The sequence below is a fragment of the Ferrovibrio sp. GW821-FHT12D07 genome (assembly GCF_058807275.1).
This window is the reverse complement of sequence record NZ_JBXAQN010000002.1, coordinates 771,327-796,265: the sequence shown is the minus strand read 5'-3', so window position 1 is coordinate 796,265 and position 24,939 is coordinate 771,327. Positions and strand designations below refer to the sequence as shown.

Annotated in this window: 27 protein-coding genes; 12 read left to right on the top strand and 15 right to left on the bottom strand. The window is 65.3% G+C overall.

Going from position 1 to position 24,939, the window contains the following annotated elements; translation table 11 throughout:
• Positions 1–2 precede the first annotated feature (2 nt).
• The 4 genes from pgi to AC1RRE_RS15670 all read right to left on the bottom strand — a co-directional run bounded on the left by pgi (position 3) and on the right by AC1RRE_RS15670 (position 5,307).
• Positions 3–1,652: a glucose-6-phosphate isomerase gene (pgi, locus tag AC1RRE_RS15685; RefSeq protein ID WP_492982945.1), complete on the bottom strand. Its 1,650-nt coding sequence runs from the start codon at positions 1,650–1,652 to the stop codon at positions 3–5.
• A gap of 44 nt (positions 1,653–1,696) precedes the next feature.
• Positions 1,697–3,334: an alpha-D-glucose phosphate-specific phosphoglucomutase gene (locus AC1RRE_RS15680; protein WP_492982128.1), complete on the bottom strand. Its 1,638-nt coding sequence runs from the start codon at positions 3,332–3,334 to the stop codon at positions 1,697–1,699.
• Positions 3,335–3,348: 14 nt separating this feature from the next.
• A complete protein-coding gene (gene glpX / locus AC1RRE_RS15675) occupies positions 3,349–4,311 on the bottom strand; it encodes a class II fructose-bisphosphatase (RefSeq protein WP_492982127.1) in 963 nt (320 codons plus the stop codon).
• Positions 4,312–4,458: 147 nt separating this feature from the next.
• Positions 4,459–5,307 carry a DUF1194 domain-containing protein gene (locus AC1RRE_RS15670; protein ID WP_492982126.1) on the bottom strand — a complete coding sequence of 283 codons (849 nt, stop codon included), beginning with the start codon at positions 5,305–5,307 and terminating at the stop codon, positions 4,459–4,461.
• Between the two features lie 104 nt (positions 5,308–5,411).
• Between AC1RRE_RS15670 and AC1RRE_RS15665 the strand changes: the two genes are divergently transcribed.
• The 6 genes from AC1RRE_RS15665 (at position 5,412) to AC1RRE_RS15640 (ending at position 12,169) form a co-directional block, all read left to right on the top strand.
• Positions 5,412–6,668 carry a UbiH/UbiF/VisC/COQ6 family ubiquinone biosynthesis hydroxylase gene (locus tag AC1RRE_RS15665; RefSeq protein WP_492982125.1) on the top strand — a complete coding sequence of 419 codons (1,257 nt, stop codon included), beginning with the start codon at positions 5,412–5,414 and terminating at the stop codon, positions 6,666–6,668.
• An 89-nt stretch (positions 6,669–6,757) separates the two neighbouring features.
• A complete protein-coding gene (locus tag AC1RRE_RS15660) occupies positions 6,758–7,927 on the top strand; it encodes a PepSY-associated TM helix domain-containing protein (protein WP_492982124.1) in 1,170 nt (389 codons plus the stop codon).
• Positions 7,927–8,094: a hypothetical protein gene (locus tag AC1RRE_RS15655; RefSeq protein WP_492982123.1), complete on the top strand. Its 168-nt coding sequence runs from the start codon at positions 7,927–7,929 to the stop codon at positions 8,092–8,094. The genes AC1RRE_RS15660 and AC1RRE_RS15655 overlap by 1 nt, the downstream gene beginning before the upstream one ends.
• A 98-nt stretch (positions 8,095–8,192) precedes the next feature.
• Entirely contained in the window at positions 8,193–8,708 is a 516-nt protein-coding gene (locus AC1RRE_RS15650; protein ID WP_492982122.1) for an RNA polymerase sigma factor, read from the top strand.
• A 90-nt stretch (positions 8,709–8,798) separates the two neighbouring features.
• Positions 8,799–9,761: a FecR family protein gene (locus tag AC1RRE_RS15645; RefSeq protein WP_492982121.1), complete on the top strand. Its 963-nt coding sequence runs from the start codon at positions 8,799–8,801 to the stop codon at positions 9,759–9,761.
• Between the two features lie 98 nt (positions 9,762–9,859).
• The gene (locus AC1RRE_RS15640) at positions 9,860–12,169 is read left to right on the top strand and encodes a TonB-dependent receptor (protein WP_492982120.1); all 2,310 of its coding nucleotides are present in this window, start codon (positions 9,860–9,862) and stop codon (positions 12,167–12,169) included.
• A 4-nt stretch (positions 12,170–12,173) separates the two neighbouring features.
• On the opposite strand, the gene AC1RRE_RS15635 is transcribed toward AC1RRE_RS15640, so the two are convergent.
• From AC1RRE_RS15635 to AC1RRE_RS15620, 4 genes are read right to left on the bottom strand one after another with little or no spacing between them, the layout of a single operon-like run.
• Positions 12,174–12,572, bottom strand: coding sequence for a gamma-butyrobetaine hydroxylase family protein (locus AC1RRE_RS15635; protein ID WP_492982119.1), 399 nt, complete (start codon positions 12,570–12,572; stop codon positions 12,174–12,176).
• A 7-nt stretch (positions 12,573–12,579) separates the two neighbouring features.
• Positions 12,580–12,819, bottom strand: a complete 240-nt coding sequence (locus AC1RRE_RS15630; protein WP_492982118.1) for a Trm112 family protein — start codon at positions 12,817–12,819, stop codon at positions 12,580–12,582.
• Positions 12,820–12,830: 11 nt separating this feature from the next.
• Positions 12,831–13,520 (bottom strand): LON peptidase substrate-binding domain-containing protein, encoded by a 690-nt coding sequence (locus tag AC1RRE_RS15625; protein ID WP_492982117.1) that lies wholly within the window; start codon positions 13,518–13,520, stop codon positions 12,831–12,833.
• A 4-nt stretch (positions 13,521–13,524) separates the two neighbouring features.
• Positions 13,525–14,493 (bottom strand): tetratricopeptide repeat protein, encoded by a 969-nt coding sequence (locus tag AC1RRE_RS15620; protein WP_492982116.1) that lies wholly within the window; start codon positions 14,491–14,493, stop codon positions 13,525–13,527.
• A 215-nt stretch (positions 14,494–14,708) separates the two neighbouring features.
• Between AC1RRE_RS15620 and amt the strand changes: the two genes are divergently transcribed.
• A complete protein-coding gene (gene amt, locus AC1RRE_RS15615) occupies positions 14,709–16,832 on the top strand; it encodes an ammonium transporter (RefSeq protein WP_492982115.1) in 2,124 nt (707 codons plus the stop codon).
• Between the two features lies 1 nt (position 16,833).
• Here amt and AC1RRE_RS15610 read toward each other — a convergent pair whose 3' ends face one another.
• Positions 16,834–17,025 carry a hypothetical protein gene (locus AC1RRE_RS15610; protein ID WP_492982114.1) on the bottom strand — a complete coding sequence of 64 codons (192 nt, stop codon included), beginning with the start codon at positions 17,023–17,025 and terminating at the stop codon, positions 16,834–16,836.
• A 103-nt stretch (positions 17,026–17,128) separates the two neighbouring features.
• Here AC1RRE_RS15610 and AC1RRE_RS15605 point away from each other — a divergent pair, with 103 nt between their 5' ends.
• Positions 17,129–18,019 (top strand): LysR family transcriptional regulator, encoded by an 891-nt coding sequence (locus AC1RRE_RS15605; protein ID WP_492982113.1) that lies wholly within the window; start codon positions 17,129–17,131, stop codon positions 18,017–18,019.
• Here AC1RRE_RS15605 and AC1RRE_RS15600 read toward each other — a convergent pair.
• Positions 18,016–18,945, bottom strand: coding sequence for a LysR family transcriptional regulator (locus tag AC1RRE_RS15600; protein WP_492982112.1), 930 nt, complete (start codon positions 18,943–18,945; stop codon positions 18,016–18,018). The genes AC1RRE_RS15605 and AC1RRE_RS15600 overlap by 4 nt on opposite strands.
• 92 nt (positions 18,946–19,037) lie before the next feature.
• On the opposite strand from AC1RRE_RS15600, the gene AC1RRE_RS15595 reads away from it, so the two are divergent.
• Both AC1RRE_RS15595 and AC1RRE_RS15590 read left to right on the top strand, forming a co-directional pair.
• Positions 19,038–19,631, top strand: a complete 594-nt coding sequence (locus tag AC1RRE_RS15595) for a carboxymuconolactone decarboxylase family protein (RefSeq protein WP_492982111.1) — start codon at positions 19,038–19,040, stop codon at positions 19,629–19,631.
• A complete protein-coding gene (locus AC1RRE_RS15590) occupies positions 19,628–20,029 on the top strand; it encodes a nuclear transport factor 2 family protein (protein WP_492982110.1) in 402 nt (133 codons plus the stop codon). Before AC1RRE_RS15595 ends, AC1RRE_RS15590 begins: the two co-directional genes overlap by 4 nt.
• Here AC1RRE_RS15590 and AC1RRE_RS15585 read toward each other — a convergent pair.
• The 5 genes from AC1RRE_RS15585 to AC1RRE_RS15565 all read right to left on the bottom strand — a co-directional run bounded on the left by AC1RRE_RS15585 (position 20,017) and on the right by AC1RRE_RS15565 (position 24,087).
• Positions 20,017–20,514 (bottom strand): hypothetical protein, encoded by a 498-nt coding sequence (locus tag AC1RRE_RS15585; protein ID WP_492982109.1) that lies wholly within the window; start codon positions 20,512–20,514, stop codon positions 20,017–20,019. The two genes, AC1RRE_RS15590 and AC1RRE_RS15585, sit on opposite strands and share 13 nt — an antisense overlap.
• Positions 20,515–20,575: 61 nt before the next feature.
• Positions 20,576–21,157, bottom strand: a complete 582-nt coding sequence (locus AC1RRE_RS15580; RefSeq protein ID WP_492982108.1) for a DUF3291 domain-containing protein — start codon at positions 21,155–21,157, stop codon at positions 20,576–20,578.
• A 22-nt stretch (positions 21,158–21,179) separates the two neighbouring features.
• The gene (locus AC1RRE_RS15575) at positions 21,180–22,196 is read right to left on the bottom strand and encodes a zinc-dependent alcohol dehydrogenase family protein (protein WP_492982107.1); all 1,017 of its coding nucleotides are present in this window, start codon (positions 22,194–22,196) and stop codon (positions 21,180–21,182) included.
• A 15-nt stretch (positions 22,197–22,211) separates the two neighbouring features.
• On the bottom strand, positions 22,212–22,997 hold the full coding sequence (locus AC1RRE_RS15570; protein WP_492982106.1) for a 2-keto-4-pentenoate hydratase: 786 nt from the start codon (positions 22,995–22,997) through the stop codon (positions 22,212–22,214).
• Between the two features lies 1 nt (position 22,998).
• On the bottom strand, positions 22,999–24,087 hold the full coding sequence (locus AC1RRE_RS15565) for a malate/lactate/ureidoglycolate dehydrogenase (RefSeq protein ID WP_492982105.1): 1,089 nt from the start codon (positions 24,085–24,087) through the stop codon (positions 22,999–23,001).
• Between the two features lie 94 nt (positions 24,088–24,181).
• On the opposite strand from AC1RRE_RS15565, the gene AC1RRE_RS15560 reads away from it, so the two are divergent.
• Complete coding sequence (locus tag AC1RRE_RS15560; protein WP_492982104.1) at positions 24,182–24,625, top strand: hypothetical protein; 444 nt, start codon at positions 24,182–24,184, stop codon at positions 24,623–24,625.
• Positions 24,622–24,927, top strand: coding sequence for an NIPSNAP family protein (locus AC1RRE_RS15555; RefSeq protein WP_492982103.1), 306 nt, complete (start codon positions 24,622–24,624; stop codon positions 24,925–24,927). The genes AC1RRE_RS15560 and AC1RRE_RS15555 overlap by 4 nt, the downstream gene beginning before the upstream one ends.
• Positions 24,928–24,939: the final 12 nt, after the last annotated feature.

The following is a 24,939-nucleotide window of genomic DNA, read 5'->3' as shown; positions in this document are numbered from 1 at the left end:
GATCAAGTCTTGGGCACGCGCGCCAGGGCGATCAGGCCGCTGGTGGCGCTGTCATGCTCGTGTTGCACGGCCGCGTCGCTCAGCTCTTCCAGGATCGGCTTGGCCAACTGCTTGCCCAGCTCGACGCCCCACTGGTCGAAGGAATTCACGCCCCAGATGACACCCTGAGTGAAAATCTTGTGCTCATAGAGCGCGATCAGCATGCCGAGGTGATACGGATCGACCTGCGGCAACAGCAGCGTGCTGCTGGGCCGGTTGCCGGAGAAGACCTTGTGCGGGGCCAGCGCCGCCACGGTGGCGTCATCCGCACCGCCATCGCGCAGTTCGGTCTCGGCTTCGGCGCGAGTCTTGCCGCGCATTAGGGCTTCGGCCTGAGCGAAGACATTGGCAAGCAGCATGTCGTGATGCTTGCCTAACGGGTAGCGGCTCTTCAGCGGCGCGACGAAATCGGCCGGGATCACCTGCGGGCCCTGATGCAGCAGCTGATAGAAGGCGTGCTGGCCGTTAGTGCCGGGTTCGCCGAACACCACAGGTCCGGTGGCATAACCCAGCGACCGGCCCCAGCGGTCGACGCTCTTGCCGTTGCTCTCCATATCCGCCTGCTGCAGATACGGGGCCAGCTTGGACAGGCCCTGGTCGTAGGGCAGGACGGCGAGTGAGGTCGAGCCGAGGAAGTTGATGTTCCACACGCCGGCCAGCGCCATCAGGACGGGAAGGTTCTCTTCCAGCGGCGTGGTAGCGAAGTGATGGTCCATCGCATGGGCGCCGTCCAGCATCTGGCGGAACTTGTCCATGCCGATGCTGAGCGCGATGGGGAAGCCGATGGCCGACCACAACGAATAGCGACCACCGACCCAGTCCCAGAACTGCAGCACTTGTTCCGGCCGGATGCCGAACTTGCCCGGCACCGTGGTGTTAGCCGACAGGCCCATGAAATGTCGCGGCCAGTCGATGATGCCGGGGCCGAGTTTTTCCTGCAGCCAGGCCCGCGCCGTCTCGGCATTGGCCATGGTTTCCTGGGTGGTGAAGGTCTTCGAGGCCACGATGAACAGCGTGGTTTCAGCTTCGCATTTCTCCAGCGCGCGCGCGATATCGGCGCCGTCAACATTGCTGACGAAATGGACATCGATATCGGGCAGTCGGTCGGCGGTTAGTGCTTCCAGCGCCATGCGGGGGCCGAGGTCCGAGCCGCCGATGCCCATGGCGACGACGCTCTTGAACTGCTTTTCGGTAATGCCGCGCCAGGTGCCATCGCGCAACGCCGTGATGATCTCTTCCATCCGAGCCAGTTCGCCATGCACCATGGCGGCGATGTCGGTGTTGCCCACGAGCAGGCTGCTGCCGGTGGGCAGGCGCAGCGCGGTATGCAGGGCGGCGCGGTCTTCGGTGGTGTTGATATGCTCGCCGCGCAGCATGCGGTCGCGCCAACCTTCGACATCGGCGGTCTTGGCCAGATCGAGCAGCAGCTCCAGCGTCTCGGCGTCGATGCGCTGGCGCGACAGGTCAAGCAACATGTCGCCGCAGCGATAGGAGAAAGTTTCGAAGCGTGCCGGATCGGCGGCGAACAGGTCGCGCAATTGCCGCGTGCGGGTGGCCGAGGCATGGGCGGCCAGGGCGCGCCAGGCAGGTGTCTGGTCGATCGGCGGCGGCAGCGACATCATCCCTCCGACGGTTGCATGAAAGTGTTACAGAGACCTTACGTGACCACGTCCGGACCGGTGCGGCCACTGCTGGCGCGCAGACCGGTCAGCCGTTCGGCCAGCTCGATCATCGGTTCAAGGCGGGTCTGCACGTCATCGCCCTGTCGTGCCGGATCGGCTTCGAACAGTTCGAAATACAAACGAACGGTGGCGCCTTCGGTGCCCGTGCCGGACAGCCGGGCGATCAGGCGGGCCTGCTCACCGAAAATCACCCGCAGGCCCTGGCCCTTGCTGACCGAATGGTCGATCGGGTCGGTATAGGCGAAATCGTCGGCCGCCGTGACGGTCATGCCGGCCAGGGTCTGGCCGACCAGGCCGGGCAGGCTGGTGCGCAGGCGATCCAGCGCGGCGGCGGCGATCTGCGCATCCACCGCGTCATAGTCATGGCGGCTGTAGAAATGGCGACCGAAGCGGCGCCAGTGCGCCTGCAGCAGCGACAGCACGGTCTGGTCCGGTTTCGCCGCCAGCAGGTTGAGCCAGAACAGCACGGCCCACAGGCCATCCTTCTCGCGCACATGGGCGGAGCTGGTGCCGTAGCTTTCCTCGCCGCAGAGCGTAATGCGGCCGCTGTCCATCAGGTTGCCGAAGAATTTCCAGCCGGTCGGTGTCTCGAAGCTTTCGATCTTCAGCGCGATGGCCACCGCATCGGCAGCGCGGCTGGTCGGCATGGAACGCGCCACGCCGCTGATGCCCTTGGCGTAACCCGGAGCCAGCGTCGCGTTGGCGGCCAGCACGGCCAGGCTGTCGCTGGGCGACACGGCGATGCCTTTGCCCAGAATCATGTTGCGGTCGCCATCGCCATCGGATGCGGCGGCGAAGTCCAGCGCGGCATCGGTGACGGCGGCCTTGTACAGTTCCGGCGCATAGGCCGGGTTCGGATCGGGATGGCCGCCGCCGAAATCTTCCTTCGGCTCGGCGTTGATCACGCTGGCGGCCGAAGCGCCCAGCATCTGGATGAACAGGCGTTTGGCATAAGGTCCAGTGACCGCATGCATGGCGTCAAAGCGGAAGCGGAAGCCGGGCCGGGCGATCAGGCGGCGAATGGCGTCGAAGTCGAACAACGTCTGCAGCAGTTCGGCGTAATCGGCGACCGGATCGAAGACGCTGACGGTCATCTCGCCCAGCCTGAACTCGCCGATGCGATCCAGTCCCGGCGCATCGATCTCCAGGATGCGGTAGCGGTCAATCACCTGCGTGCGGGCATAGATCGCTTCGGTCACGGCTTCCGGGGCCGGGCCGCCATTGGCGATGTTGTACTTGATGCCGAAATCACCATCGGGCCCGCCGGGATTGTGGCTGGCCGACAGGATCAGGCCGCCATTGGCCTGGCGGCGACGGATCACCGCGCTGCAGGCCGGCGTCGACAGGATGCCGCCCTGGCCGACCAGCACGCGGGCAATGCCATTGGCGGCGGCCATGCGCAGGATGATGCGGATCGCCTCGCGATTGAAGAAGCGGCCGTCGCCGCCCAGCACCAGTATGCCGTCCTTGAGATCGGGCCGCGTATCGAACACCGCCTGCACGAAGGTTTCCAGATAGCCGGGCTTCTGGAACACGGTCACCTTCTTGCGCAGGCCAGATGTACCGGGCTTCTGCCCGTCGAAGGGCGTGATCGCGACGTCGCGCGCGTTCATGCGGATGCTCTGGCTCAGCTGCGCGGGAAGCGGCTGGAGATATCGTAGCGCGCGCCGGTCTTGGCCATCAGGATCACGCTGTGGGTATAGGCGATGCCGCCTTCGATAGTGACGCCGCGGCAGACGGGGCCGGAGTTGATGCCGGTGGCGATGAAGACCGCGTCGTCGCTTTTCACCAGTTCGCTGCCCGACAGCCACTTGGTGCTGTCGAGGCCGAATTCCTTCACCTTCTTCGCTTCTTCGTCGCCCTGCGGATCGACGCGGCCGAAGAACTCGCCACCCATGGCGCGCACGAAGATCGCGGTGATGATGCCCTCGGGCGAACCGCCGGTGCCGAACAGCGCATCGACCGGGCTGCCCTTCTGCACGGCCATGAAGGCGCCGGCGACATCGCCGTTCTCCTGCAACACGGTGCGCGCACCGGCATCATGGATTTCCTTGATCATGGCGTGATGGCGCTTGCGGTTCAGCACGAAAATGCGCAGCTCCGACACCGGCTTGTTCAGCGCGGCGGCCAGCGCTTCCAGTTTCTTCTTCACCGGCCAGGTCGGATCGACCTTGCCCTTGGCGGGTGCAGGCAGCACCAGCTTGTCCATGTAGAAGCTCGGGCCGAGGTCGAACATCGCGCCACGCGGCGCCATCGCCATCACGGCCATCGAATTGTCGACACCGTTGGCCATGTTGGTCGTGCCCTCGATGGGGTCGACGGCGATCTCGATTTCCGGCTCACCGGCGCCGATGCGCTCGCCGCGATAGAGCAGCGGGGCATTGTCCTTCTCGCCTTCGCCGATCATCACGATGGCATTGACGTTGATGCTGCCCAGCGCCTTGCGCATGGCTTCCACGGCAGCGCCGTCGCCGTCTTCCTTCTTGCTGCGACCGACCCAGTCGTAAGAGGCGATGGCCGCCGCTTCGGTCACAAGACGAAGAGCGAACGGAAAGTCGGCGCGGTCGAAGGGACCGGGACGGGTGGTCATGGGAATACTCCGAGACAGCAGCGGATCAGACGGGTGGGCCGGGTCGGTTTTTCAGTCCGGTCGGTTATTCCGTGGAAATACGGCAAAAACCGGGCGAGGCCAAGGCGCGGGCCGGTGATTTCGGTGGGATTGGCGCAGATTTGGCGGCTACTGGTCGATCCGGCGACGCCAGAATTCCTGGCTCTGGCGTTCGCCGATATCGCAGCCCTTGGAATAGCGGGCGGAGCCGGACTGGGCCTTGTGGAAGACCGGCGGACCGATGCGCTGCCAGGCCGGCGGCACCACCTGGGGCGTGCTGGCGATTTCCAGGATCAGCTTGCGCCGGACCGCCTCGCCGAAGCTTTTGAAATCCTCGGCCACCACGACGAACGATCCCGGCCCGCCGATGACGCAGCCTTCGTAATAGCGGTCGAGATCTTCCAGCGCCGGGAAGCCCCATGGGCTGGGCCGGTTGTTGTTGATCGGCAGGCCGTTGATGATGATGCCGGCGGCCAGCGCCTTGTCGCGGGCGAGGTCGACCGGGCCGCCGTCGTTGTTGGGGCCGTCGCCGGAAATATCCAGCACCTGCCGCACGCCCTTGTACGGTCCGGCGCCGAAGCGCGGAATGGCATGGGCGATGGCGCCGGTGATGCTGGTGCGGCGCGCCGTGCGGGTCGGCTGTTCCAGCAGCTTGCGCGATACGGCTTCGGCGCTGGCCTGATCATGGACCAGCACCCAGTCGATCACCTCGGTCTGCATGTAGGAATCCGACCAGTCGAAATAGGCCAGCGCGATCTTGCCATGGATGCCGCCGCGGATCGCTTTTATCACCATGGGGTCGACCAGGGCGCGGGCATAACCTTCGCGCTGCATCCGGGCTTCCTCGGCATCGATGCTGCCCGAGATGTCGATGGCCAGCATCAATTCCAGATCGACGGGCATCTTCTCGGCGGCCAAGGCCGGGAAGCCCGTCAGCCATGCCAGCACAAGGAGAAGCGCCTGCGGCCTGAACTGCATGGTTCAAAAGCTAGTACGGCAGGCACCCGCCGTCCAAAGAAATTGCCGCGGAAAGGCTGCGGGGCGGCTGGACAAGCGACCTCCGTCTGCGGATGGTACGCGCCATGACCGCGCAGCCCGCCTCTGCTGGAGACCTGTTCGACGTCGCCGTGATCGGTGGCGGCCTGAACGGCCTGACCCAGGCCATCGCCTTGGCCCGCCACGGCATTTCAGTGGCCGTGATCGACCGCGAGGACCCGGCCAGAATCACCGCAGCCGGCTTTGACGGCCGTGTTTCGGCGATCGCGCTGGCCTCCCAGCGCATGCTGGCCACGATTGGTCTGTGGGACCATGTCACAAAGGCCCAGCCGATGTGGGATATCCGGGTCTCGGACGGCGACTCGCTGCTGTTCCTCCATTACGACCACAGCGACTTGGGGACCGATCCCTTCGGCTACCTGGTCGAGAACCGCGTGCTGCGGGTGGCCCAGCAGGCCGCCATCGCCGCGCAGCCCAGGATCGAACTGATCGCGCCGATGAGCGCGACCGAGATCGTCTACGGCGCATCCGGTGCCGGCGCGCCGGCCGGGCTCACGCTGGCCAACGGCCGCCACATCCGCGCGCGCCTGGTGATCGGCGCCGATGGCAAGCAGTCCGCCATCCGCCAGCAGGCCGGCATCCGCACCCTGAACTGGGATTACGACCAGACCGGCATCGTCTGCACCGTGCAGCATGCGCTGCCGCATGAAGGCGTGGCGCAGGAACGCTTCCTGCCGGCCGGGCCATTCGCCATCCTGCCGATGCCCGACGATGACGCGGGCCGCCATCGCTCCTCGCTGGTCTGGACCGAGCCGACGGAGCGCGCCGCCGCGATCATGGCGCTGAACGATGCGGATTTCGCCGTCGAAATGCGGCTGCGCTTCGGGACCGGTTATGGCGCCTGCGATGTCACCGGTCCGCGCTGGTCCTATCCGCTCAGCTTCCTGCTGGCGCAGCGCTACACTGGTCATCGTCTCGCGCTGATCGGCGATGCGGCGCATGGCATTCATCCCATCGCGGGGCAGGGCCTCAATCTGGGCCTGCGCGACATCGCGGCGCTGACCGAGGCAGTGGTCGAGGCGAAACGGCTCGGCCTGGATATCGGCCGCACCGATGTGCTGGAGCGCTACGAGCGCTGGCGGCGCGTCGACAATGTGGTGCTGGGCGCGGTGACCGACGGCCTGACGCGGCTGTTCTCCAATGACATCGCACCGCTGCGTCTGGCCCGCGATCTGGGCCTGGGTCTGGTCGACCGTATCCCGCCGCTGAAAAAGCTGTTCATGCGCCATGCGATGGGCGATCTGGGCCAGGTGCCCCGTCTTTTGCGGGGCGAGCCGGTCTAAAAGCCGAAATTCCGTTCCGGTTTTTGTCGCCTGCTTCGTCTAACAGGGCAGAGCCCTGTTTTTCCGCTTTTTCGCCGCCGGAGCGCCCCATGACCGTGAAGACCTTCAAGGCCTGGTATCTTGTCCATAAGTGGACCAGCCTGATCTGCACGGTCTTCCTGCTGATGCTCTGCATCACCGGCCTGCCGCTGATCTTCCATCATGAGATCGAACATCTGCTGGGCGACGAGCCCGAAGTGGCCGAAATGCCGGCCGGTACGCCGAAGACCTCGCTCGACCGGGTGGTCGAGGCCGCTCGTGCGCAGAAGCCCGGCGAGCATGTCATGTTCATGTCCTGGGACGACGAGGAGCCGCATCTGGTCTGGGTCACCACCGGTGCTGACCCGAAGGCGAACGAGAATCTGCACTTCCTCGCCTTCGACAACCGCACGGCCGATGTGTTGAAGGTGATGTCGCAGAACGATCTCGATTTCATGCGCATCATGTTCCAGCTGCATGTCGACCTGTTCGCCGGGCTACCGGGCAAGCTGTTCCTCGGTCTCATGGGCCTGCTGTTCGTGGTCGCCATCGTCACCGGCATCGCTGTCTACGGCCCGCTGATGAAGAAGCTGGATTTCGGCACCGTGCGCAAGCAGCGCAGCACCCGCATCAAATGGCTCGACCTGCATAACATGCTGGGCATCATCACCGTGGCCTGGGCGCTGGTTGTCGGCGGTACCGGCGTGATCAACACTTGGGCCGACCTGATCTTCAAATACTGGCAGTATGACCAGCTTGGCGCGATGGTGGCGCCTTATGCTGGTCAGCCGGTGCCGGAAAAGCTCGGGCCTCTCGATGCCGCGATGGCCACTGCGAAGGCCAATGCGTCGGGTATGACGCCGGGCTTCGTCGCCTTCCCGGGTGGTAATTTCTCCAGCCCGCATCACTATGCCATCTTCATGCGTGGCGAGACGCCGCTCACCGCGCGCCTGCTCAAGCCGGTGCTGGTCGATGCTGTGACTGCCGACCTCACCGACAGCCGCGAGCTGCCCTGGTACGCGACCGCATTGCTGGTGTCGCAGCCGCTGCATTTCGGCGATTACGGCGGCATGCCGCTCAAGATCATCTGGGCGCTGTTCGACATCCTCACCATCGTCATTCTCGGCAGCGGGCTCTATCTCTGGCTCAAGCGCCGCCGCAATCCGGTGGAGCAGCGCATCCGCGAGCTGGAAGCGGATACCGGCGCCCAGCTCGATCTCGCCGCGCGGGGGAGTGTGTGATGAACATGAAACTGTGGGGCATGCCGATCCTGCTCGGGATCATGAGCCTGGTCGGCCTGATCTCGGCGCTGCTGGAAGATGGCATCTGGGATGGCCTGTCCTGGCTGACACTGGGCATCCCGGCAGCCCTGATGCTGTGGTACTGGCGGCCGGGCATAAACCGGTAATCCGGTACTTGCGAGTCATTCGCAGTTAGCCTAGGGTGCCCCCAGTCATCAGATAAATCCGGGCGGCGTCGAGCCACCGGGAAGGGTGCCGGGGGTCTGTGAGGCGCACATTCGATATCGCGCGGCTGTTCGAGCTGCATCGCGACGAGTTGCAGCGGTTTGCGCTGCGCCGGCTCGGCGATCGCGAACGCGCGGCCGATGTGGTGCAGGATACCTTCGTGCGGCTCGCCAATGCGGTCAACGACAGCAACCCGCTGCTGGATAACCCGCGGGCCTATCTCTTCCGCATCACCGGCAATCTCGCTACCGACGCGCTGCGGCACGGTCGTGTCGCCGACAGCGTGCTGGATCGCGAGGCGCTGGATGAAAGCCTGCCTGCCGCGCAACCATCGCCGGAAACCGTGGCGCTGGACCGCGACCTGTTGCGGCGGCTGCAGGTTGGCCTGGCTGCATTGCCCGTGCAGCAGCGTCAGGTGCTGACGATGAAGCGCCTGCACGGCTTCAGCCATGCCGAGATCGCCGTACGGACGGGCCTGAGCCCGGCCGCGGTGGAAAAAGCCCTGACCCGCGCGCTGCAGCGCCTGCGCGCCGTGCTGGGTGAGGACTGGCCCTGAGGTAGGCCGAACACCTAAATGTGAGCCGTGAAGCGTCGGGGTTGCCCCCTCTGCCCCGTCATACGTTCAAGACAACCGATCAGCGAAACCATGTCCGTCCACCATCTTCCGTCCGCCGATGACGACGCGCTTGCCGAGCAGGCTGCGCGCTGGCTGATGCGTGTGAGCGATGCCGGCGTCAGTGCCGAGGATGATGCGGCCTGCCGGGCCTGGCGTCAGGCCGATCCCGCGCATGAACGGGCCTGGCAGAATGCCGTGCACTTCTGGCGGCGTGACGAGCTCGCCCAGGCCCTGGCGGCCACGGAGCAGATCGTGCCGCAGCCGTTCAACGGCGTGCGCTGGATGGCCGCTGTCGCGGCGGTGTTGACCCTCGTCGCGGCCGGGGCACTGCTGCTGATGCCCGGTTTCGGCGCCTGGGTCGTGGCCGACTATCACGCGCCAGCCTATGGCATGTTGCAGACGACGCTGGCCGATGGCACGCAACTGACGCTGGATGCCGGCGCGGCTGTCGATATCGACTATACGCCCACGCATCGCCGCATCGTCCTGCGCAAGGGTGGTGTGGTGGTGGAGGCCGTATCCAATCCGCAGCGGCCACTGATGGTGGAGACAGCGCGGGCGACCGTTACGGTGATCGGCACCCGTTTCCTGGTGACGCAGGATGGTGTGCGCGATTATGTCGCCGTGCAGCACGGCCGCGTCGCCGTGCGCAACCGGGCTGGTGTCGAAGCACATCTGACCGCCGGGCAATCCCTGCGCGCCGATGCGGAGCAGCTGGACAAATCTGCAGCTGTCGATCCGAACAGCATTGCGGATTTCGCTGCCGGCTGGCGCAGCTATGACGCCGTGCCGCTGAAAACCGTGCTGGCCGAGATCGGCCGCTATCGCTGGGCGCCGATCCTGCTGGCCGATCCCGATGTGGGTGACCTGCGGGTGACGGCGCGTCTGCAGGTGGCCGAGCCGGAGCGGGCGCTGGCAGCACTGCAGGGGACCATGCCGCTGCAGGTGCAGAACTGGCCGGGCGGGCTGCTGCGGGTCCGGCGCGGGCGCTGATCGCGATTTTCTGAAAATTCCGCCCCGGGCTGGTCCGGGTTCGGGGAAGTGTCTCGTCTCATAATGCAAAGAACACGCATTTGCATTTGGGGGTTAGTATGATTGCGCGTCGCGGGCTGCAGGTTGTTGCGGGTATAATTGCCGGTTTTTCAGTATTTTCAGCCCATGGCCAGACCGCGCAGTCGCCCGGCTCAGTCCAGGTCGCCCAGGCCGAGCGGTCCTATGCCTTCGACCTGCCGGCCCAGCCGCTGGATACCGCCCTGGCCGGCTTCAGCCGGGCCACCGGGCTGCAGACCGTCACCACCGGCATGTCGTTGCAGGGGCGCCGCGTGGCTGCCGTGCAGGGCAATCTGACCGCCCGCGAGGCGCTGCGCCGCCTGCTGGCCGGTACGGGCATCACCTATCGCATGGTCGACGGCAACACGGTAACGCTGCTCGACGCCCCGCAGGGCAGCGGCGGCGTGGTGCTGGATGCGCTCACCGTCACCGGCGAGAAGACCGAACGCACAATGCATGAGACCGCGACTAGCGTGGCGGTGTTTGACCGGCAGGCGCTGGAAGATCGCCCCTATATGCCCAGCACCAACAGCCTGATCGAGCGTGTGCCGAATGTGGTGGCGACGCCGGGCAACAACTTTGCGCCCACTGTGCGTGGCATCGATGGCACCGGGCCGACAAATGGCGGCTACGCATTCGCTGCCGGTATCCGGCCGCGCCTCAACCTGCAGATCGACGGCCGTCCGGCCACCTTCAATGAACTGGTCTATGGCGATTCTTCACTGTGGGATGTCGATCAGGTCGAGGTGCTGCGCGGGCCGCAGAGCAGCATGCAGGGCCGCAATGCCATCGCCGGCGCCATCGTGGTGAAGACCAAGGATCCGACCTGGGAGTGGGAGAGCGGCGGCCGCGCCATGATCGGTAACCAGCAGCAGCGTCAGCTCGGCGCCTATGTCTCGGGTCCGATCATCGACGATCAGCTCGCATTTCGTGCGACCGCGGAACGCCGCACGCATCAGAGCTACATCAGTAATTTTACACCCTACAAGGATGTGTCCGATCCGGGTGAATTCGAATCCAATACGTTGCGGGGCAAGTTGCTATTCGAGCCTCGGAAGCTCGATGGATTCTCGACGCTGCTGACCGTGAATTACAGCGAAACCCTGCAGCCACAGGGCCAGCAGGTGATCTGGCCGGAAGCAGGCCTGACCACGGGCGCGAATTACCAGCGGATGCCCACCTTCGAGCCGCGCACCCTCAGCGGTATCGCCGAAACCAAGTGGATAAAAAGCGATGCGATGACTTTGGAGAACACCTTCTCCTACACCGATCTCGGCATCACACGTCTGGCGCCGCCGGGCGAGGGTTTCGCCCGCGTCGATGGTTACGAGGTGCTGGAGGAGCCGCGCATCCGCTTCACCGCGCTGGATGGCCGCCTTAAGGGCCTAGCCGGCCTGCATGCTTTCCATTCCAGCCTGGACGAAATCTTCGTCTACAACTTCTTCGGCGGCAACAACACCTTCAAAGACCTGACCACCACCTACGCCACATTCGGCGAGGGCACTTACAGCCTGCTGTCCGATGTCGATGTCACGCTGGGCGGTCGTCTGGAACGCGAGAACCGTCGCCGCCAGCGTCTTGCCGGCGGTGTGACCGAGGTGAATCTGGACGAAACCTACGAGGTCTTCCTGCCTAAGCTAGGGGTTGCGTGGCATGTGGAGAAGGACTGGACTATCGGCACCGTGGTGTCGCGCGGCTATAACGGTGGCGGCGCCGGGCTCACCTTCTTCGCACCGATCATTTCCTACGCCTTCAAGCCGGAATATGTCTGGAACTACGAGGCCTATACCCGCATCGACCTGATGGGCGGCCGGCTCAACCTGACCGGCAATGTTTTCTACGCCGATTATAAAAGCATGCAGGTGCCCTACACACCGGCCGGCAGCTTCGACGCCATCGTCGTCAATGCACCCAAGGCGCATACAATGGGCACTGAAATCGGTGCGCGCTATCTGGTTGCCCAGGGCCTTACGGTCTTCGGCAGTGTTGGCCTGCTGAAAACCGAGATCGACGAATTCACCGGCTTCTCGGGTAATGATCTGCCCAAGTCGCCTGCGCTGACCGCCGATATGGGCTTTACCTACAAGTTTGGTGGGGGCTTCGATGTGGGGGCGGATGCGCGGTATTCGGAAACCTACTATTCCGACATCAGCAACACGCGGCGCGGCAAGGTGCCGGCGTATTGGGTGGCCAATACCCAGGCCGGCTATGAATTTAGCAGTGCCCGCGTCTTCGCCTTTGTCCGGAACGTCATGGACTCGCGCGATGCGGTCCAGATATATACCGCGGACAGCACTGCCGACATCCTGCGGCCGCGTACCTTCGGCCTTGGCCTGGACGTGAAGTTCTAAAGGTTCAGTGCGGCGTGCGCGGATCGCGGGACAGGCCGCGCGCCGCCAGCCGCTTGAGATAGTCCTGCCACAGCGCGTCCTGGTCATGGCCGCGGTCGTAGAACCATTCCCAGCTGTACAGGCCGGTATCGTGCAGGTCGTCAAACTTCAGACGGACAGCATAGGTGCCGACCGGCTCGATGCCGATGATGCCGACATGGCGGCGGCTCGGCACCAGCGTCTTCTGGCCGGCGCCATGACCCTGCACTTCGGCTGACGGGCTTTCGATGCGCAGGAACTCGGCGGTGAAGCTGAAGCTTTTGCCGTCCTCGAACACCACCTCCAGCCGCTTCTCGGCAGAGATGTAGCGCAGGTCGGTGCAGGCCGGGCGGCCGGCCTTCTGGTAGATGCCGTACTCGGTCATGGATGCCTTACGGCGTGTCGTCGAGCTGACGCGCTTCGTCCACCAGCATGATCGGAATGCCGTCGCGGATCGGGAAGGCCAGGCCGGCCTTCTCGCTGACCAGTTCGCTGCGGGCGCGGTCATAGGTCAGCGGCCCCTTGGTGACCGGGCAGACCAGCAGCTCCAGCAGCTTGGGATCGACCGGCGCATTGCTGTGCGACGGCGGCAGCGGCTTCTGCGGAACAGGGGGGGTGAAACCTTCGGTCATGTCGGTCGTCCTCAGTTGAGCTTGTGGCCGCGCGGCAGGCTGGCGGCATCCAGCATCGCCATTTCCAGCAGGCTGACCAGCAAGGCGGCGCGCGCCTTGAAGTTTCCAGCCTCAAGCAGAGCCTGTTTCTCGCCGGCGGTAAAGGGACAGATCATCGCCAGCGAATGCACCAGCAGGTCGTCGTTCACTGCGGTGATCGCATCCCAGTCGGCCGGCAGGTTATGGCGCGCGCAATAGCCCTGCAGAGCATGCAGCAGGCGGTTGCGGTCACACAGGCCGTCCAGCTGCGGCTTCAGGTCTTCGGCATAGGGCGTGTAATCGGCTTCGACCTGGCGATAGGGCGTGTCGGCCTCGACCTCGCGGGCGATGTAGAAGCGGCACAGGCCGCGCAGCGTCAGCAGGAAGCGGCCGTCATCGGTCTCGGTGGCCGAGACGATCTGGCCGAGGCAGCCCACCGGCTGCACGTCGGCAGCTTTGTCGGGCGGTGACTGGCCACCCCGGCCGAACGGTTCGCTGGGCTGCACCATGCCGATCAGCTTCGTACTGCTGAGTGCGGCTCGCGTCATTGCGAGGTAGCGCGGCTCGAAGATATTGAGCGGCAGCAGCCCGCGCGGCAGCAGCAGCACACCGGTCAGCGGAAAGATCGGGATGGTGCGGCTGAGCGCCCCGATGTTTTCCGGTGTGGTGCCGCTGTCATGCATGGGGTCAGGCGAACAGGATGGAGGACAGCTTGCGGCGGGCGTCCACCACCAGCGGGTCCATCGGACCCAGCGCCTCGAACATGGTCACCAGCTGCTTGCGCGCGGCTTCCTCGTTCCATTTGCGGTCGCGCTTGACGATATCCAGCAGCTGGTCGAGTGCCTCGCCCTGCCGGTTGTCGCCCACCAGCGCCAGCGCATAGTCGTAGCGCGCCTGATGGTCATTCGGATTGGCGGCGACGGCGTCTTCCAGCGGCTTCAGGTTGCCGGCCGCTTTAGCGCCGTCTTCCAGCAGCTGCAGCGCCGAGCGTGCGGCGGCGATCTCGGCATGCTCGGCGATCGCCGGCGGCGCGCCATCGAGAATTTCCTTGGCGGCTTCCACTTCACCCATGCCGATCAGCGCGCGCGCCAGACCGCCAAGGGCTGCCGGATTTTCCGGCTCCGCGCCCAGCGCTTCGGAGAAGGCGGCGGCGGCATCTTCAAAGGCCTGTGTGCCCAACGCGGTCTTGCCGGCCTCGATGGCATCCGCGGCGGCATCCTGCACCGGGCCTGCGCCCGGCAGGCCCTCGACGAATTTCTTGAGCTGGCTTTCCGGCAGCGCGCCGACAAAGCCGTCGACCGGCTGGCCGCCCGAGAAGGCATAGACCGCCGGGATCGACTGGATGCGCAGCTGCTGCGCCAGCGGCTGGTTCTTCGGATCGTCGACATTGATCTTGACCAGGCGCAGCTTGCCGCCCGCGCCCTTCACCAGCTTTTCCAGCGCCGGCGTCAGCTGCTTGCAGGGGCCGCACCACGGCGCCCAGAAGTCGACCAGCACCGGACCCTGCATGGAGGCCTGCACCACATCCTGCATGAAGGTGGTGATGTCGGCGTCCTTGATCAGGTCACCCGCCACCGTTGCGGGTACGGGCGTGGCGGGATCGGCGGAAAAGCCGGTCAGGCCGGGCGTGGCGGCGGGCTTGGCTGAAAGGTCCATGGCGGTCTTCACAATCGCAAGGGTTATGGGCGCAAAGTTTATGAGTCGGCTTCACAGATAAGGGGGTGGGGGCCAAAAGCCAACAGCCTCCGCCGCAAATGCCGACAGCCCTGGCGAAAATATAGGCAGGCCGCTGCCGGGGACAAGGCGGTTTCGGGCGCGGGAATCGGGCGATTCACGCTGGTATGCCTCTTGCTACATCCTGCAGGGGGCGCATGACGGCGGATCGTATCGACATTATCTGGATCCTGGTCGCAACCTGCATGATCTTCACCATGCAGGCCGGCTTCTGCTGTCTGGAGAGCGGCTTTGTCCGCGCCAAGAACAGCATCAACGTGGCGTTGAAGAACCTGGCGGATTTCTGCATCGCCGGCCTGCTGTTCTGGGCTTTCGGCTTCGGCCTCGCCTTCGGCAGCGGCACCAGCGGCTGGATCGGCGTCAGCCACGGGCTGTTCGACGGCCGTGGCGAAATCGCCGTGGGCGCTTTCTTCCTCTTCCAGCTCATGTTCTGCGGCACCTCGGCCACCATCGTCTCGGGCGCGGTGGCCGAACGGGTCAGCTTCACCAGCTACATGGTGGTCACCGTCGTGATCTCCGGGCTGATCTATCCGGTCTATGCGCACTGGGCCTGGAATACCGGCCAGTTCGGCGGCGCGCCCGGCTGGCTGGCCGAGCTTGGCTTTATCGACTTCGCCGGTTCCACGGTCGTGCATTCGATCGGCGGCTGGGTCTCGCTGGCCGCCGTGCTGATCATCGGCCCGCGCAAGGGCCGCTTCGCCAAGGGCCAGACCGCGATGCGCGGCCATGATCTGGTGATGTCGACGCTGGGCGTCATGCTGCTGTGGTTCGGCTGGTTCGGCTTCAACGGCGGCTCCACGCTGGCGCTCAATGAAACCGTGCCCTCGATCCTGATCAACACCACGCTGGGTGGCTGTGCCGGCGCGGTGGCGACGCTGATCCTGTCGCAGATGCTGCATGGCAAGATCCGCGTGGAAGACTTTCTCAACGGCACGTTGGCCGGCCTGGTCGCCATTACCGCCAACTGCCACAACACATCGGGCCTGAGCGCCGTGATCATCGGCGGCATCGGCGGTGCAGTCGCGCTGGCGGCGGCCGAAGGCATGGAGCGGCTGAAGATCGACGACGCGGTCGGCGCCGTGCCGGTGCATCTGTGCGCCGGCATCTGGGGCACGCTGGCGGTGGCGATCTTCGGCGATCCGGCGGGCTGGCCTGCGGAGCACGACCGCTGGACCCAGTTCGGCATCCAGCTGCTGGGCTGCGCCGCCGCCGGCGTCTATGCCTTCGGCGTCACCTACGGCCTGCTGCGCCTGATCAATCTGGTGCTGCCGTTGCGTGTGACCCAGAATGCCGAGGCTGTGGGCCTCAACCAGGCCGAACATGGCGCGGGCTCGGCCATGCTCGATCTGGTCAACGACATGGAGCGCCAGCGCGGTGAGGGGCGTTTCGACCAGCCGGTGCGCGTCGCCGTGGGTTCGGAGGTCGAGCCCATCGCGCTGCAGTACAATCGTGTCATCGCGCGCGTGAATCGCGACGCCGATGCCCTGCGCCGCGCCATCGACGACCTGACGCGCGCCAAGCTGGCGGCCGAAGAGGCCAACCAGGCCAAGAGCGCCTTCCTCGCCAACATGAGTCACGAGCTGCGCACGCCGCTGAACGCGGTGATCGGCTTTTCCGAAATCCTCACCAACGAGCTGTTCGGCAGTCTGGGCGATGCGCGCTACAAGGATTACGCCACCGACATCCTGGCCAGCGGTCGCCATCTGCTCAGTCTGGTGAACGACCTGCTGGATCATACCCGCATCGAGGCCGGCGCCACCGAGCTGAGCGAGGCCGAGATCGACGTGCTGGAGCAGGGCAGGATGGCCCTGCGCCTGCTGCGCGAACGCGCCGCGGCGGCGGGCGTGACACTGCAGGCCGATATGGCGGCCGACCTGCCGCTGCTGGTGGCCGACGAACGCGCGCTGCGGCAGATTCTGCTCAACCTGCTGGGCAATGCCGTGAAGTTCACGCCGGCCGGCGGCCGCGTGACGCTGGCGGCCATGCTGGAGGAGGACGGCCGGCTGGCGGTGGCGATCAGCGACACCGGCATCGGCATGAAGCGCGAAGACATCCCGCGCTCGTTCGAGCCTTTCGTGCAGCTGCATCATCATATGAACAAGGCCTATGGCGGCACCGGTCTCGGTCTGCCGCTGGTGCAGGCGCTGATGCGGCTGCATGGCGGCTCGGTCACCATCGACAGCCAGGAAGGCGCGGGCACCACCGTCACCGTGCGCTTCCCGCGCAGCCGCGTGCGCCGGCTGGATACGGCGGCGGATTAGCTCACAGCAGATAGCCCCGGCCGCGCAGCATCGCTGCCATCGCCGTGGCATCGGCAGGCACATCATCCTGTGGCGGCAGCCCGATATCCGCATGCAGGGCTGGCGCCGGTGTATCGATGGCCGGCGAGGGCTCGGCCTCCATCCGGCGGAAAAAGACAGAAGGCCAGTAGAGAAGCGGCAGGCTGAACGTCATGGGGCAATCCGGACGGAGGGGCTGGCCGCAGGATGCATCCTGATGATTTACGTGAAAATCATCCAAATTATTGATATATTATCCTGATTATAGGGATAATATAATGTCAGAATTGGCGGATTACCGGACTTTCGTGGCGATTGTGGATCGCGGCAGCCTCACCGGGGCGGCGCGCCAGCTTGGCCGCTCCCTGCAGGCGGTCAGCCGCTCGCTGCAGATGTTGGAGCAGGAACTGGGCGTCGAGCTGGTGGCGCGCACCACGCGCCAAAGCCGGGTGACCGGGGCCGGCCGGAATTTCTATCAGCGCCTGAAGACCGTGCTGGCCGATCTGGACCTGGCGCGCGAGGCCGTCGCGGAAGATGGCGCCGGCATCGCCGGCCGCATCCGCATCGCCGCCTCGTCGCGGTTCGGCGTGGCCCATGTGCTGCCGGTGCTGACCGCCTTCATGGAGCGTCATCCCGACGTCGATATCGAGCTGTCGCTGGAAGACCGCTATGTCGATCTGCTGGCCGAGAATTTCGATCTGGCGGTGCAGTTCGGTTTCCTGGAGGATTCATCGCTGCGCATGCGGCGGCTGGGCATGATCCGGCGCGTCATCTTCGCCTCGCCGCGGTATCTGGCGGCGCGCGGCCGGCCGCAGGCGCCGCATGATCTGAAGGATCATGACTGCGTCACCCGTTTCAGCACGCACAGCAACGACAGCTGGCAGTTCGGCGAGGGCGCCGCCGCAGAACAGATACCGGTGAAGGGCCGCTTCCGCTCCGATACCGCGCCGGCCCGCATCGAGGCGGTGGTGGCGGGTCTGGGCATCGGCCAGGCGCCGCTCTACCAGATCAGGCCCTATTTGGATGACGGCCGGCTGGAGCTGCTGCTGTCGGAATTTGAAACCTCGCCCATGCCGCTGCAGATGGTGTGGCTGCCGGGCGTGATGCCGGCGCGGCTGCGGCTGCTGATCGACTTCATCGCGGCAAGGCTGTCTCTCGCCGGGCTCTAGGCGGCTTTCCGTTTCTGCTTGTCGATCTCGCGGCCGACCGCGATCAGATGCTGGCGCAGCCAGATCGCGCCGGGATCGTTCTGGGTGCGCGTCGGCCAGAACACGTATTCGGTATCGCCGTCGGGTGCGAGGGGCGGCTGCACGGCGATGATCCCGAGCTGGTCGCTGAGACTGGCGATCATGCGGCTGGGCACGAAGGCGACCAGGTCGCTGCGCGCCACGATATGCAGGGCCTGCAGATAGCTGGGCACGGTCAACGCCAGCGGCCGGCTGTAACCGGCATTAGCCTGCAGCCAGGTGTCGATCAGATCCTCGCGCAGGCCGCGCCCGATCACGCCGACATGGCGGGCCGAGAGGAACACCTCGCGCTTTTTCAGCTTCGCCGCCAGCGGATGGCCGCGCCGCACCGCCAGCACGTCCGCATCGCCGAACACGCGCTGGTAATGGAAGCCGGGGAAAGCGTCGTTATGGCAATTCACCACGAAATCGATGTGGCGCGAGAAATCCGGGCCCAGATAGGAAATGCCGCGCCAGGGCGTCACATCCAGCCGCACACCCGGCGCTTCCGCGCCGACGCGCATGACCAGCGGCGGCATGATCAGGTTGGTCAGGTGATCGGGCACCATCAGGGCGAAGCGCCGGCTGCTGCTGCCCGGATCGAAGCCGTCGGCCACGAACAGTCCACGCACCTGCTCCAGCGTTTCCTTCAGCGGCGCGCGCAGCGCCTGGGCGCGCGGCGTCAGCTCCATGCCGGTGCCCACGCGCACCAGCAGGGGATCGTTCAGGATGTCGCGCAGGCGGCGCAGCGCATGGCTCATCGCCGGCTGCGACAGGCCCACGCGGGTGGCGGCGCGGCCGACATGGGTGTCGGTCACCAGCGCATCCAGCGCCACCAGCAGGTTGAGGTCGAGGGCGGATAAATTCATGAAACGAATATAGATCATATCAACCATCAATTGGAAGAATGATCAAACCGGGCCCATGATCCGTGGCGTAACCGCTATCGGAGAGACGACCCATGAATACGACACGAGCCAGCAACCATCCGCGCCCGCAGCGCATCGACCTTGCCCCGCCGCCCTATGCGCCCGGCATCCAGGCCGTGCTGGATCGCCTGCCGGCGGGCTGGCAGCCGCCGTTTGCGCTGTTCCGGGCGCTGGCGCGCGACGGCAACCTGTTTCATCGCTTCATCAAGGGCGCGCCGATCTATTTCGAAGGCAGCAATATTGCGCTGCGCCAGCGCGAGGTGCTGCTGCTGCGCGTCACTGCCAATTGCCGCTGCGAATATGAATGGGGTTTGCGCATCCGGTTCTTCGCCGCCGATGCCGGCCTGGATGACGACCAGATATTCTCCACTGTCTACGGCAATGCCGAGGATGCCTGCTGGGCCGCGGAGGATCGCCTGATGATCCGGCTGGCCGATGCGCTGCATGCCAGCGCCGATATTCCCGATGGCCTGTGGGGTGAACTGAGCAGTCGCCACAGCCCGGAAGCGATCATGGAACTGCTGTTGCTGGCCGGCTATTACCGCACGGTCGCCTATCTGGCCAACGGATTGCGCCTGCCGCCCGAGCCGGCGGCGACGATGTTTCCGCGCGGGGTTGCAGCATGACCACGGCACAGAACAAGCAGCGCCTGCAGGAGGCGTTTGCCGAAACGGCGAAAGGCAACGGCCGGCTGTTTGTCGGGCTGATGGCCGATGATGTGACCTGGACGATTGCCGGCGGCACCGACTGGCCGCTGCATTATGCCGGCAAGGCGGCGGTGCTGGGCGATCTGCTGGCCAAGGTGAATGCCCAGTTCGATGGTCCGAACCGCTGCGTGGCCGAGGCCTTCATTGCCGAAGGCGACCGTGTGGTGGTGGAGGCGCGTGGGCTCAACCGCACCAAGCGCGGCGCCTATGAGAACCGCTATTGCATGATCTTCACATTCCGTGACGGCCAGGTGGTGGCCATCACGGAATACATGGACACGGCGCTGGCCGAACGGGTGTTGCCTTACGCCGGATAAGTCGCGCCGGCGGGCGCAGTCTGGCGCGCCTTGCGCACCACCAGCCAGCACAGGGGCGCGAAGACCACCAGCGCGATGGCCTGCGCCACGGCAAAGGGCGGCTCGCTTAAAGTGGGCGCATAGGCGCCGATGCGCGGCACGCGCAGGAAGGCCTCAGCGATGAACACGAAGGTGAGCCAGTAGACGCTGACCACCAGGCTGGCGGCATAAATCGCCCGCCAGCGGCCGGCCAGCTTCTTGCGCCGCGCCAGCAGCGCGACGGCGAAGGTGAGCAATGCGGCCACGCCGACGATATGCGGCGGGGTGATCTGCGTGGCCGGGAACAGGTAGCCCGACGCGCTGGTGAAGACGGCTGTCCAGATGAAAAGCTTTTCCCAGCCATCGGGCGTACGGCCGCGCAGCCGGTCGGCCAGCATCACCACGCCGGCAAAGGCGGCAACGATGCTGATGGCAACATGGATCATGGTGAGCAGGAGGAGGGGCATGGCGGAGCTCGCTGTGGGCTGGTCGACGTTGCCATCATGCACCAAGGCCGGAAAAAAGGCTTCAGTCTTTCTGGCCGGGAGGCGCACTTGCCGCGTGATGCGACCGGTTTATGTCAGACCTGCGGCGAACAAGGTCGCGGTTGATGCTCGTCGGCCTGCCATCGGCGTCGAAGGGCTGCTGCCAATGGAAGGCATGGGCCGTGGGGCCGTGATCATGCAGGTGTTCGTGCCGGGCGACGGCTTCCTGCCAGTCCGGCGTATGAGCACCACCCACCCACCACAATACATAGGGCGGCCATGCGGGCTTGAGCGGCGGCAGGACGGGTTTCAGGAACCAGTCCCGGCCACGCGACAGCGCTGCGGCATGAATGCCGCTATAGGTATAGGCCATGGGCGATTCCAGGTCGGTCCACAGCGACAGCGTGGACGGCGAATAGGTATCGCTGCCGGTATAGAAGCGGGGATAGGCATGCGCGCCCCAGCTGGCAGGGCCGGGATCGCTGTCGTAGCCCGAGCGAGCAATGAAGCCCTCGCTGGCTTCTGCGGCCGCAAGGTTGATGTCGTTGCGGGCGTGGAAACTGTCGTTGGCCGGATCGGCCGAGGGTCTGGCGAAAATGCCGAAGGTATAAAGAGCGACGCGCATGCGCCGCACCCTAGGGGCGAGATCAGCCGAGGTCTACGATAATTTTTCCGAAATGGCTGCCGCCACCCATGTGATTGAAGGCGGCGTGTACGCCGCTTTCCGAGAAATCGAAGCTCTTGTCGATCACCGGATGCAGCTTCGCCAGCGCCATAGCGCGCAGCATGGCATCGAGGCCGTCTTTCGCGCCCACCGTCACGCCCTGCAGCCGCAGCTGCTGCATCACCACCAGCGGAATCTGCAGGTCGTTGCTGGGCCCGGACAGCACGCCAATCATGGCGATGAAGCCGCCGGGCCGGATGGCACGGATCGACTGCATCAGCGTGCCGGCGCCGCCGAGCTCCACGATATGGTCCAGCCCCGCGCCACCGGTCAGCCCGCGCGCCGTGCGGCCCCATTGCGGGTCGGTCTTGTAGTTGATGCCGTGGTCGGCGCCCATCGCCTTCACGCGCAGCAGCTTCTCGTCGCTGGACGAGGTCATGATCACCTCGGCGCCGGCGAGTTTGGCGAATTGCAACGCGAACAGCGCCACGCCGCCGGTGCCCTGGATTAGCACGCGCTCGCCCGGCTGTACCCGGCCGAGGGTGACGATGGCGCTCCAGGCGGTCAGCGCGGCGCAAGGCAGCGCGGCGGCTTCCTGATAGGTCAGGTGGTCGGGGATATGTGCTAATGCTTCGGCGCGATAGATGCGCTGCTCGCAGAGCCAGCCATCCAGCGGCCCGCCCATGGAGACCGAGAATTTCTCGACGCTGGGTTCGCCGCTCTGCCAGGCCGGGAAGAAATGCCCCAGCACGCGGTCGCCGGTCTTGAATGCCGTGACGCCGGCACCGGTGCCGATCACCTCGCCGGCGCCGTCCGAGATCGGGATGAGCGGCAGCTTCTGCTTCGGGTTATAGGCGCCCTGCGCCATCAGCCAGTCGCGGAAGTTCAGCGACACGGCCTTCACCCGCACCAGCACTTCGCCCGGCCCGGGTGTGGGGTCGGGGCGTTCGGTCATCCTGAGCGCACCGACCGAGAAGCTTTGCAGTTCGATCGCGCGCATGATCTGTCTGTCCCGTCAGGCGAAGCTGATGCTGCAGCGACCGAGTCCTTCGGCGATCACCTCGAACTGGTCGCCGGGGCTGGCAGGCTGCATCGGGAAATAGGTCCCCGTCATGATCACGTCGCCGGCCTTGAGCGGCATCTCGTCAGCCACCATGCGGCCAGCCAGCCAGGTCAGCGCATGCAACGGATTGCCGTAGACCAGCGCGCCGGTGCCCTCGGCAATCGTCTGGCCGCCCTTGGTCATGCTCATGGCCATGCGGCGCAGGTCGAGACCGTCCAGCTTGCGCACCGGGTTGCCCAGCACGAAGGCCCCGCCATTGGCATTGTCGGCGATCAGGTCGACGGTCTTGGCATCCAGATTGGCGATGCGGCTGCCGACGACTTCAATCGCGGTGACGCAGTAGCCCACGGCGCGATAGATATCGGCCAGGGTCGGCTGCTCCATCACCAGGTCGCGCTCCAGCACGATGGCGACCTCGCCCTCGACGCGCGGCTGCAGCACGCGGCCTACAGCCACCTCATCGCCATCCCCCAGCAGCATGTCGGCATAGAGCATGCCAAAGGCCGGCTCTTTCAGGCCCAGCGATTTCTGCGCCGCCTTGGCGCTCAGCGCGATCTTGCGACCCACGGCGCGGCGGCCGGCCTTCAGCCAGTGATCGCGGTTCACTGCCTGCACGGCATAGGCCGAGACAAGATCCATCTCAGAGAACAGGTCGCGGATCGGCGCGCAGGCCTTGCCGGTTTCGGTGGCGTCGCGCAATCGCAGCGCCGCCATCTGGATATTGTCGTCCTTGCTCATGTCAGGCGAGCCCCGCTGCTGTATTGGTCTGGCTGGCCGAGACCTTGACGGACTCGCCAGCGGCAATGATTTCCTTCCAGGTGGTGTCGTCCACTGGGATGCCGTCTGTGTTTCGTTTGGCCTTCGACTTGCGCTCGGGCTCGCCGGCCACCATCACGCCAGTGCTGCCCGCGCCCGGCGGCGATTTCTTGACCCAGTCGACGAAAGCCGCCGTCTCCGCCTTCCATGTATCAGCGCCGCCGAGCTTTGCCGGATCGATGATGATGGAGAGCATGTTGTTGGTGATGGTGTTCTTGGCCCAACTGCCGTCATGCATGGTGATGCCGCCGGTCAGCGCACCGGCCAGCAGTTCGGCGATCACGGCGAGGCCATAGCCCTTGTGTTCGCCGAAAGCGAGAATGGCGCCGATCGGCGAATTGAACATGGTCTTCGGGTCCGTCGTCGGCCCGCCTTTGGCGTCGATCAGCGTGCCGGTGGCGATCTGCTCGCCCTTGTTCATGGCGACGCGCACCTTGCCCATGGCGATGCGGCTGGTCGCCATGTCGAGCACGATGGGCTCACCGCCGGGTTCGGTGGCGGGAATGGCGCAGCAATAGGGATTGGTGGCGAAGCGCGCATCGGCGCCGCCGAAAGGCGCAACCAGTGCCGGGCGGCCGACCACATTCACATAATGCGTCGACACCATCCCGGCCGCGGCGCATTGCTCGCCCCAATGACCGATGCGGCCGATATGGTGGCTGTTGCGCAAACTCACGATGCAGGCGCCGGTTTCGCGGGCGCGACGAATCCCCAGCTCCATCGCCTCATGACCGATCACCTGGCCATAGCCCATGCCGCCATCGAGATTGAGGATTGCGCCGGCGTCACTCATCACCGTGACCGACTGATTGATGGTCAGGCGCTTCTCCACCACGGCGAGGATATACTGCGGCAGCATGCCGACGCCGTGGCTGTCATGGCCGGTCAGGTTGGCCAGCACCAGGTTGTCGGCGACCAGGGCGGCCTCGCGCTCGTTGCTGCCGCCGGCCAGGCAGATATGACGCACGGCGGCGCGCAGGTTGTCCGGCTTTACGGTGACGGTTCCGGCCATGATCTCGGGTCCTCCTGGTTACCGTCCGGTTTATCGGAAAGGGCGGGTCCGGACAACGGGTGAACCTTTGCAGGCTAAGGTTTGCCAAGGAGATTTGACCAGCCTTCTGCGTTGCGGCAAACTGCATCTCATGCACAAGATTCTGTCGCTCCTCACCGTCGCCGCCGCATTGGCGGCCTGCAGTTCTCCGCTGGAACACAAGGCCGAGCGCGCCCGCACCGAACTGCTGGGCATCAGCGGCGACCAGCTGAAAAGCTGCGCCGGCCAGCCGACCGCGCTCAACCGCGAGAACGGCGCCGATATCTGGAGCTATTTCCGCGAGACCAGCCGTTCGGCCACGGTGCAGACCGAGGTCGGCTTCTCGCCGTCGGGTCGCGGTGAAATGGCGACCGACTATTTCCGCTATTGCGAAGCTACCTTCATCCTGCAGAACAACCGCGTGACCGCGCTGGAATTCCGCGGCCGCACGGCGACCGGCCGCGAGGTGATGGAGCCCTGCGGCGCGATTGTCGATCGTTGTGTGGCAGAAAAGAAATGATCACCTGCTTCCTGCGCTACGAAGTCGATGCCGACAAACTGGCGGCCTTCGAGGAATACGGGAAGATGTGGATCCGGCTGGTCAACAAGCTGGGCGGCACCCATCACGGCTATCTGATGCCGTCCGAAGGCGCGAGCGACATTGCGCTGGCGTCCTTCAGCTTCCCGTCGATGGCTGCTTACGAGGCCTATCGCAAGGCGGCGGCACAGGATGAGGAATGCAAGGCTGCCATGGCCTTCTACGCGCGCACGCAATGCTTCCGCCGCTACGAGCGCAGCTTCTTCCGGCCGGTATTCGAATAAAGCGGAAACAGG

Coding starts and splice junctions, on each gene's coding strand:
- AC1RRE_RS15680 (WP_492982128.1), bottom strand. CDS start 3,334: ATGAACGCGCGCGACGTCGCGATCACGCCCTTCGACGGGCAGAAGCCC.
- glpX (WP_492982127.1), bottom strand. CDS start 4,311: ATGACCACCCGTCCCGGTCCCTTCGACCGCGCCGACTTTCCGTTCGCT.
- AC1RRE_RS15670 (WP_492982126.1), bottom strand. CDS start 5,307: ATGCAGTTCAGGCCGCAGGCGCTTCTCCTTGTGCTGGCATGGCTGACG.
- AC1RRE_RS15665 (WP_492982125.1), top strand. CDS start 5,412: ATGACCGCGCAGCCCGCCTCTGCTGGAGACCTGTTCGACGTCGCCGTG.
- AC1RRE_RS15660 (WP_492982124.1), top strand. CDS start 6,758: ATGACCGTGAAGACCTTCAAGGCCTGGTATCTTGTCCATAAGTGGACC.
- AC1RRE_RS15655 (WP_492982123.1), top strand. CDS start 7,927: ATGAACATGAAACTGTGGGGCATGCCGATCCTGCTCGGGATCATGAGC.
- AC1RRE_RS15645 (WP_492982121.1), top strand. CDS start 8,799: ATGTCCGTCCACCATCTTCCGTCCGCCGATGACGACGCGCTTGCCGAG.
- AC1RRE_RS15640 (WP_492982120.1), top strand. CDS start 9,860: ATGATTGCGCGTCGCGGGCTGCAGGTTGTTGCGGGTATAATTGCCGGT.
- AC1RRE_RS15635 (WP_492982119.1), bottom strand. CDS start 12,572: ATGACCGAGTACGGCATCTACCAGAAGGCCGGCCGCCCGGCCTGCACC.
- AC1RRE_RS15630 (WP_492982118.1), bottom strand. CDS start 12,819: ATGACCGAAGGTTTCACCCCCCCTGTTCCGCAGAAGCCGCTGCCGCCG.
- AC1RRE_RS15625 (WP_492982117.1), bottom strand. CDS start 13,520: ATGCATGACAGCGGCACCACACCGGAAAACATCGGGGCGCTCAGCCGC.
- AC1RRE_RS15620 (WP_492982116.1), bottom strand. CDS start 14,493: ATGGACCTTTCAGCCAAGCCCGCCGCCACGCCCGGCCTGACCGGCTTT.
- amt (WP_492982115.1), top strand. CDS start 14,709: ATGACGGCGGATCGTATCGACATTATCTGGATCCTGGTCGCAACCTGC.
- AC1RRE_RS15610 (WP_492982114.1), bottom strand. CDS start 17,025: ATGACGTTCAGCCTGCCGCTTCTCTACTGGCCTTCTGTCTTTTTCCGC.
- AC1RRE_RS15605 (WP_492982113.1), top strand. CDS start 17,129: ATGTCAGAATTGGCGGATTACCGGACTTTCGTGGCGATTGTGGATCGC.
- AC1RRE_RS15600 (WP_492982112.1), bottom strand. CDS start 18,945: ATGAATTTATCCGCCCTCGACCTCAACCTGCTGGTGGCGCTGGATGCG.
- AC1RRE_RS15595 (WP_492982111.1), top strand. CDS start 19,038: ATGAATACGACACGAGCCAGCAACCATCCGCGCCCGCAGCGCATCGAC.
- AC1RRE_RS15590 (WP_492982110.1), top strand. CDS start 19,628: ATGACCACGGCACAGAACAAGCAGCGCCTGCAGGAGGCGTTTGCCGAA.
- AC1RRE_RS15585 (WP_492982109.1), bottom strand. CDS start 20,514: ATGCCCCTCCTCCTGCTCACCATGATCCATGTTGCCATCAGCATCGTT.
- AC1RRE_RS15580 (WP_492982108.1), bottom strand. CDS start 21,157: ATGCGCGTCGCTCTTTATACCTTCGGCATTTTCGCCAGACCCTCGGCC.
- AC1RRE_RS15575 (WP_492982107.1), bottom strand. CDS start 22,196: ATGCGCGCGATCGAACTGCAAAGCTTCTCGGTCGGTGCGCTCAGGATG.
- AC1RRE_RS15570 (WP_492982106.1), bottom strand. CDS start 22,997: ATGAGCAAGGACGACAATATCCAGATGGCGGCGCTGCGATTGCGCGAC.
- AC1RRE_RS15565 (WP_492982105.1), bottom strand. CDS start 24,087: ATGGCCGGAACCGTCACCGTAAAGCCGGACAACCTGCGCGCCGCCGTG.
- AC1RRE_RS15555 (WP_492982103.1), top strand. CDS start 24,622: ATGATCACCTGCTTCCTGCGCTACGAAGTCGATGCCGACAAACTGGCG.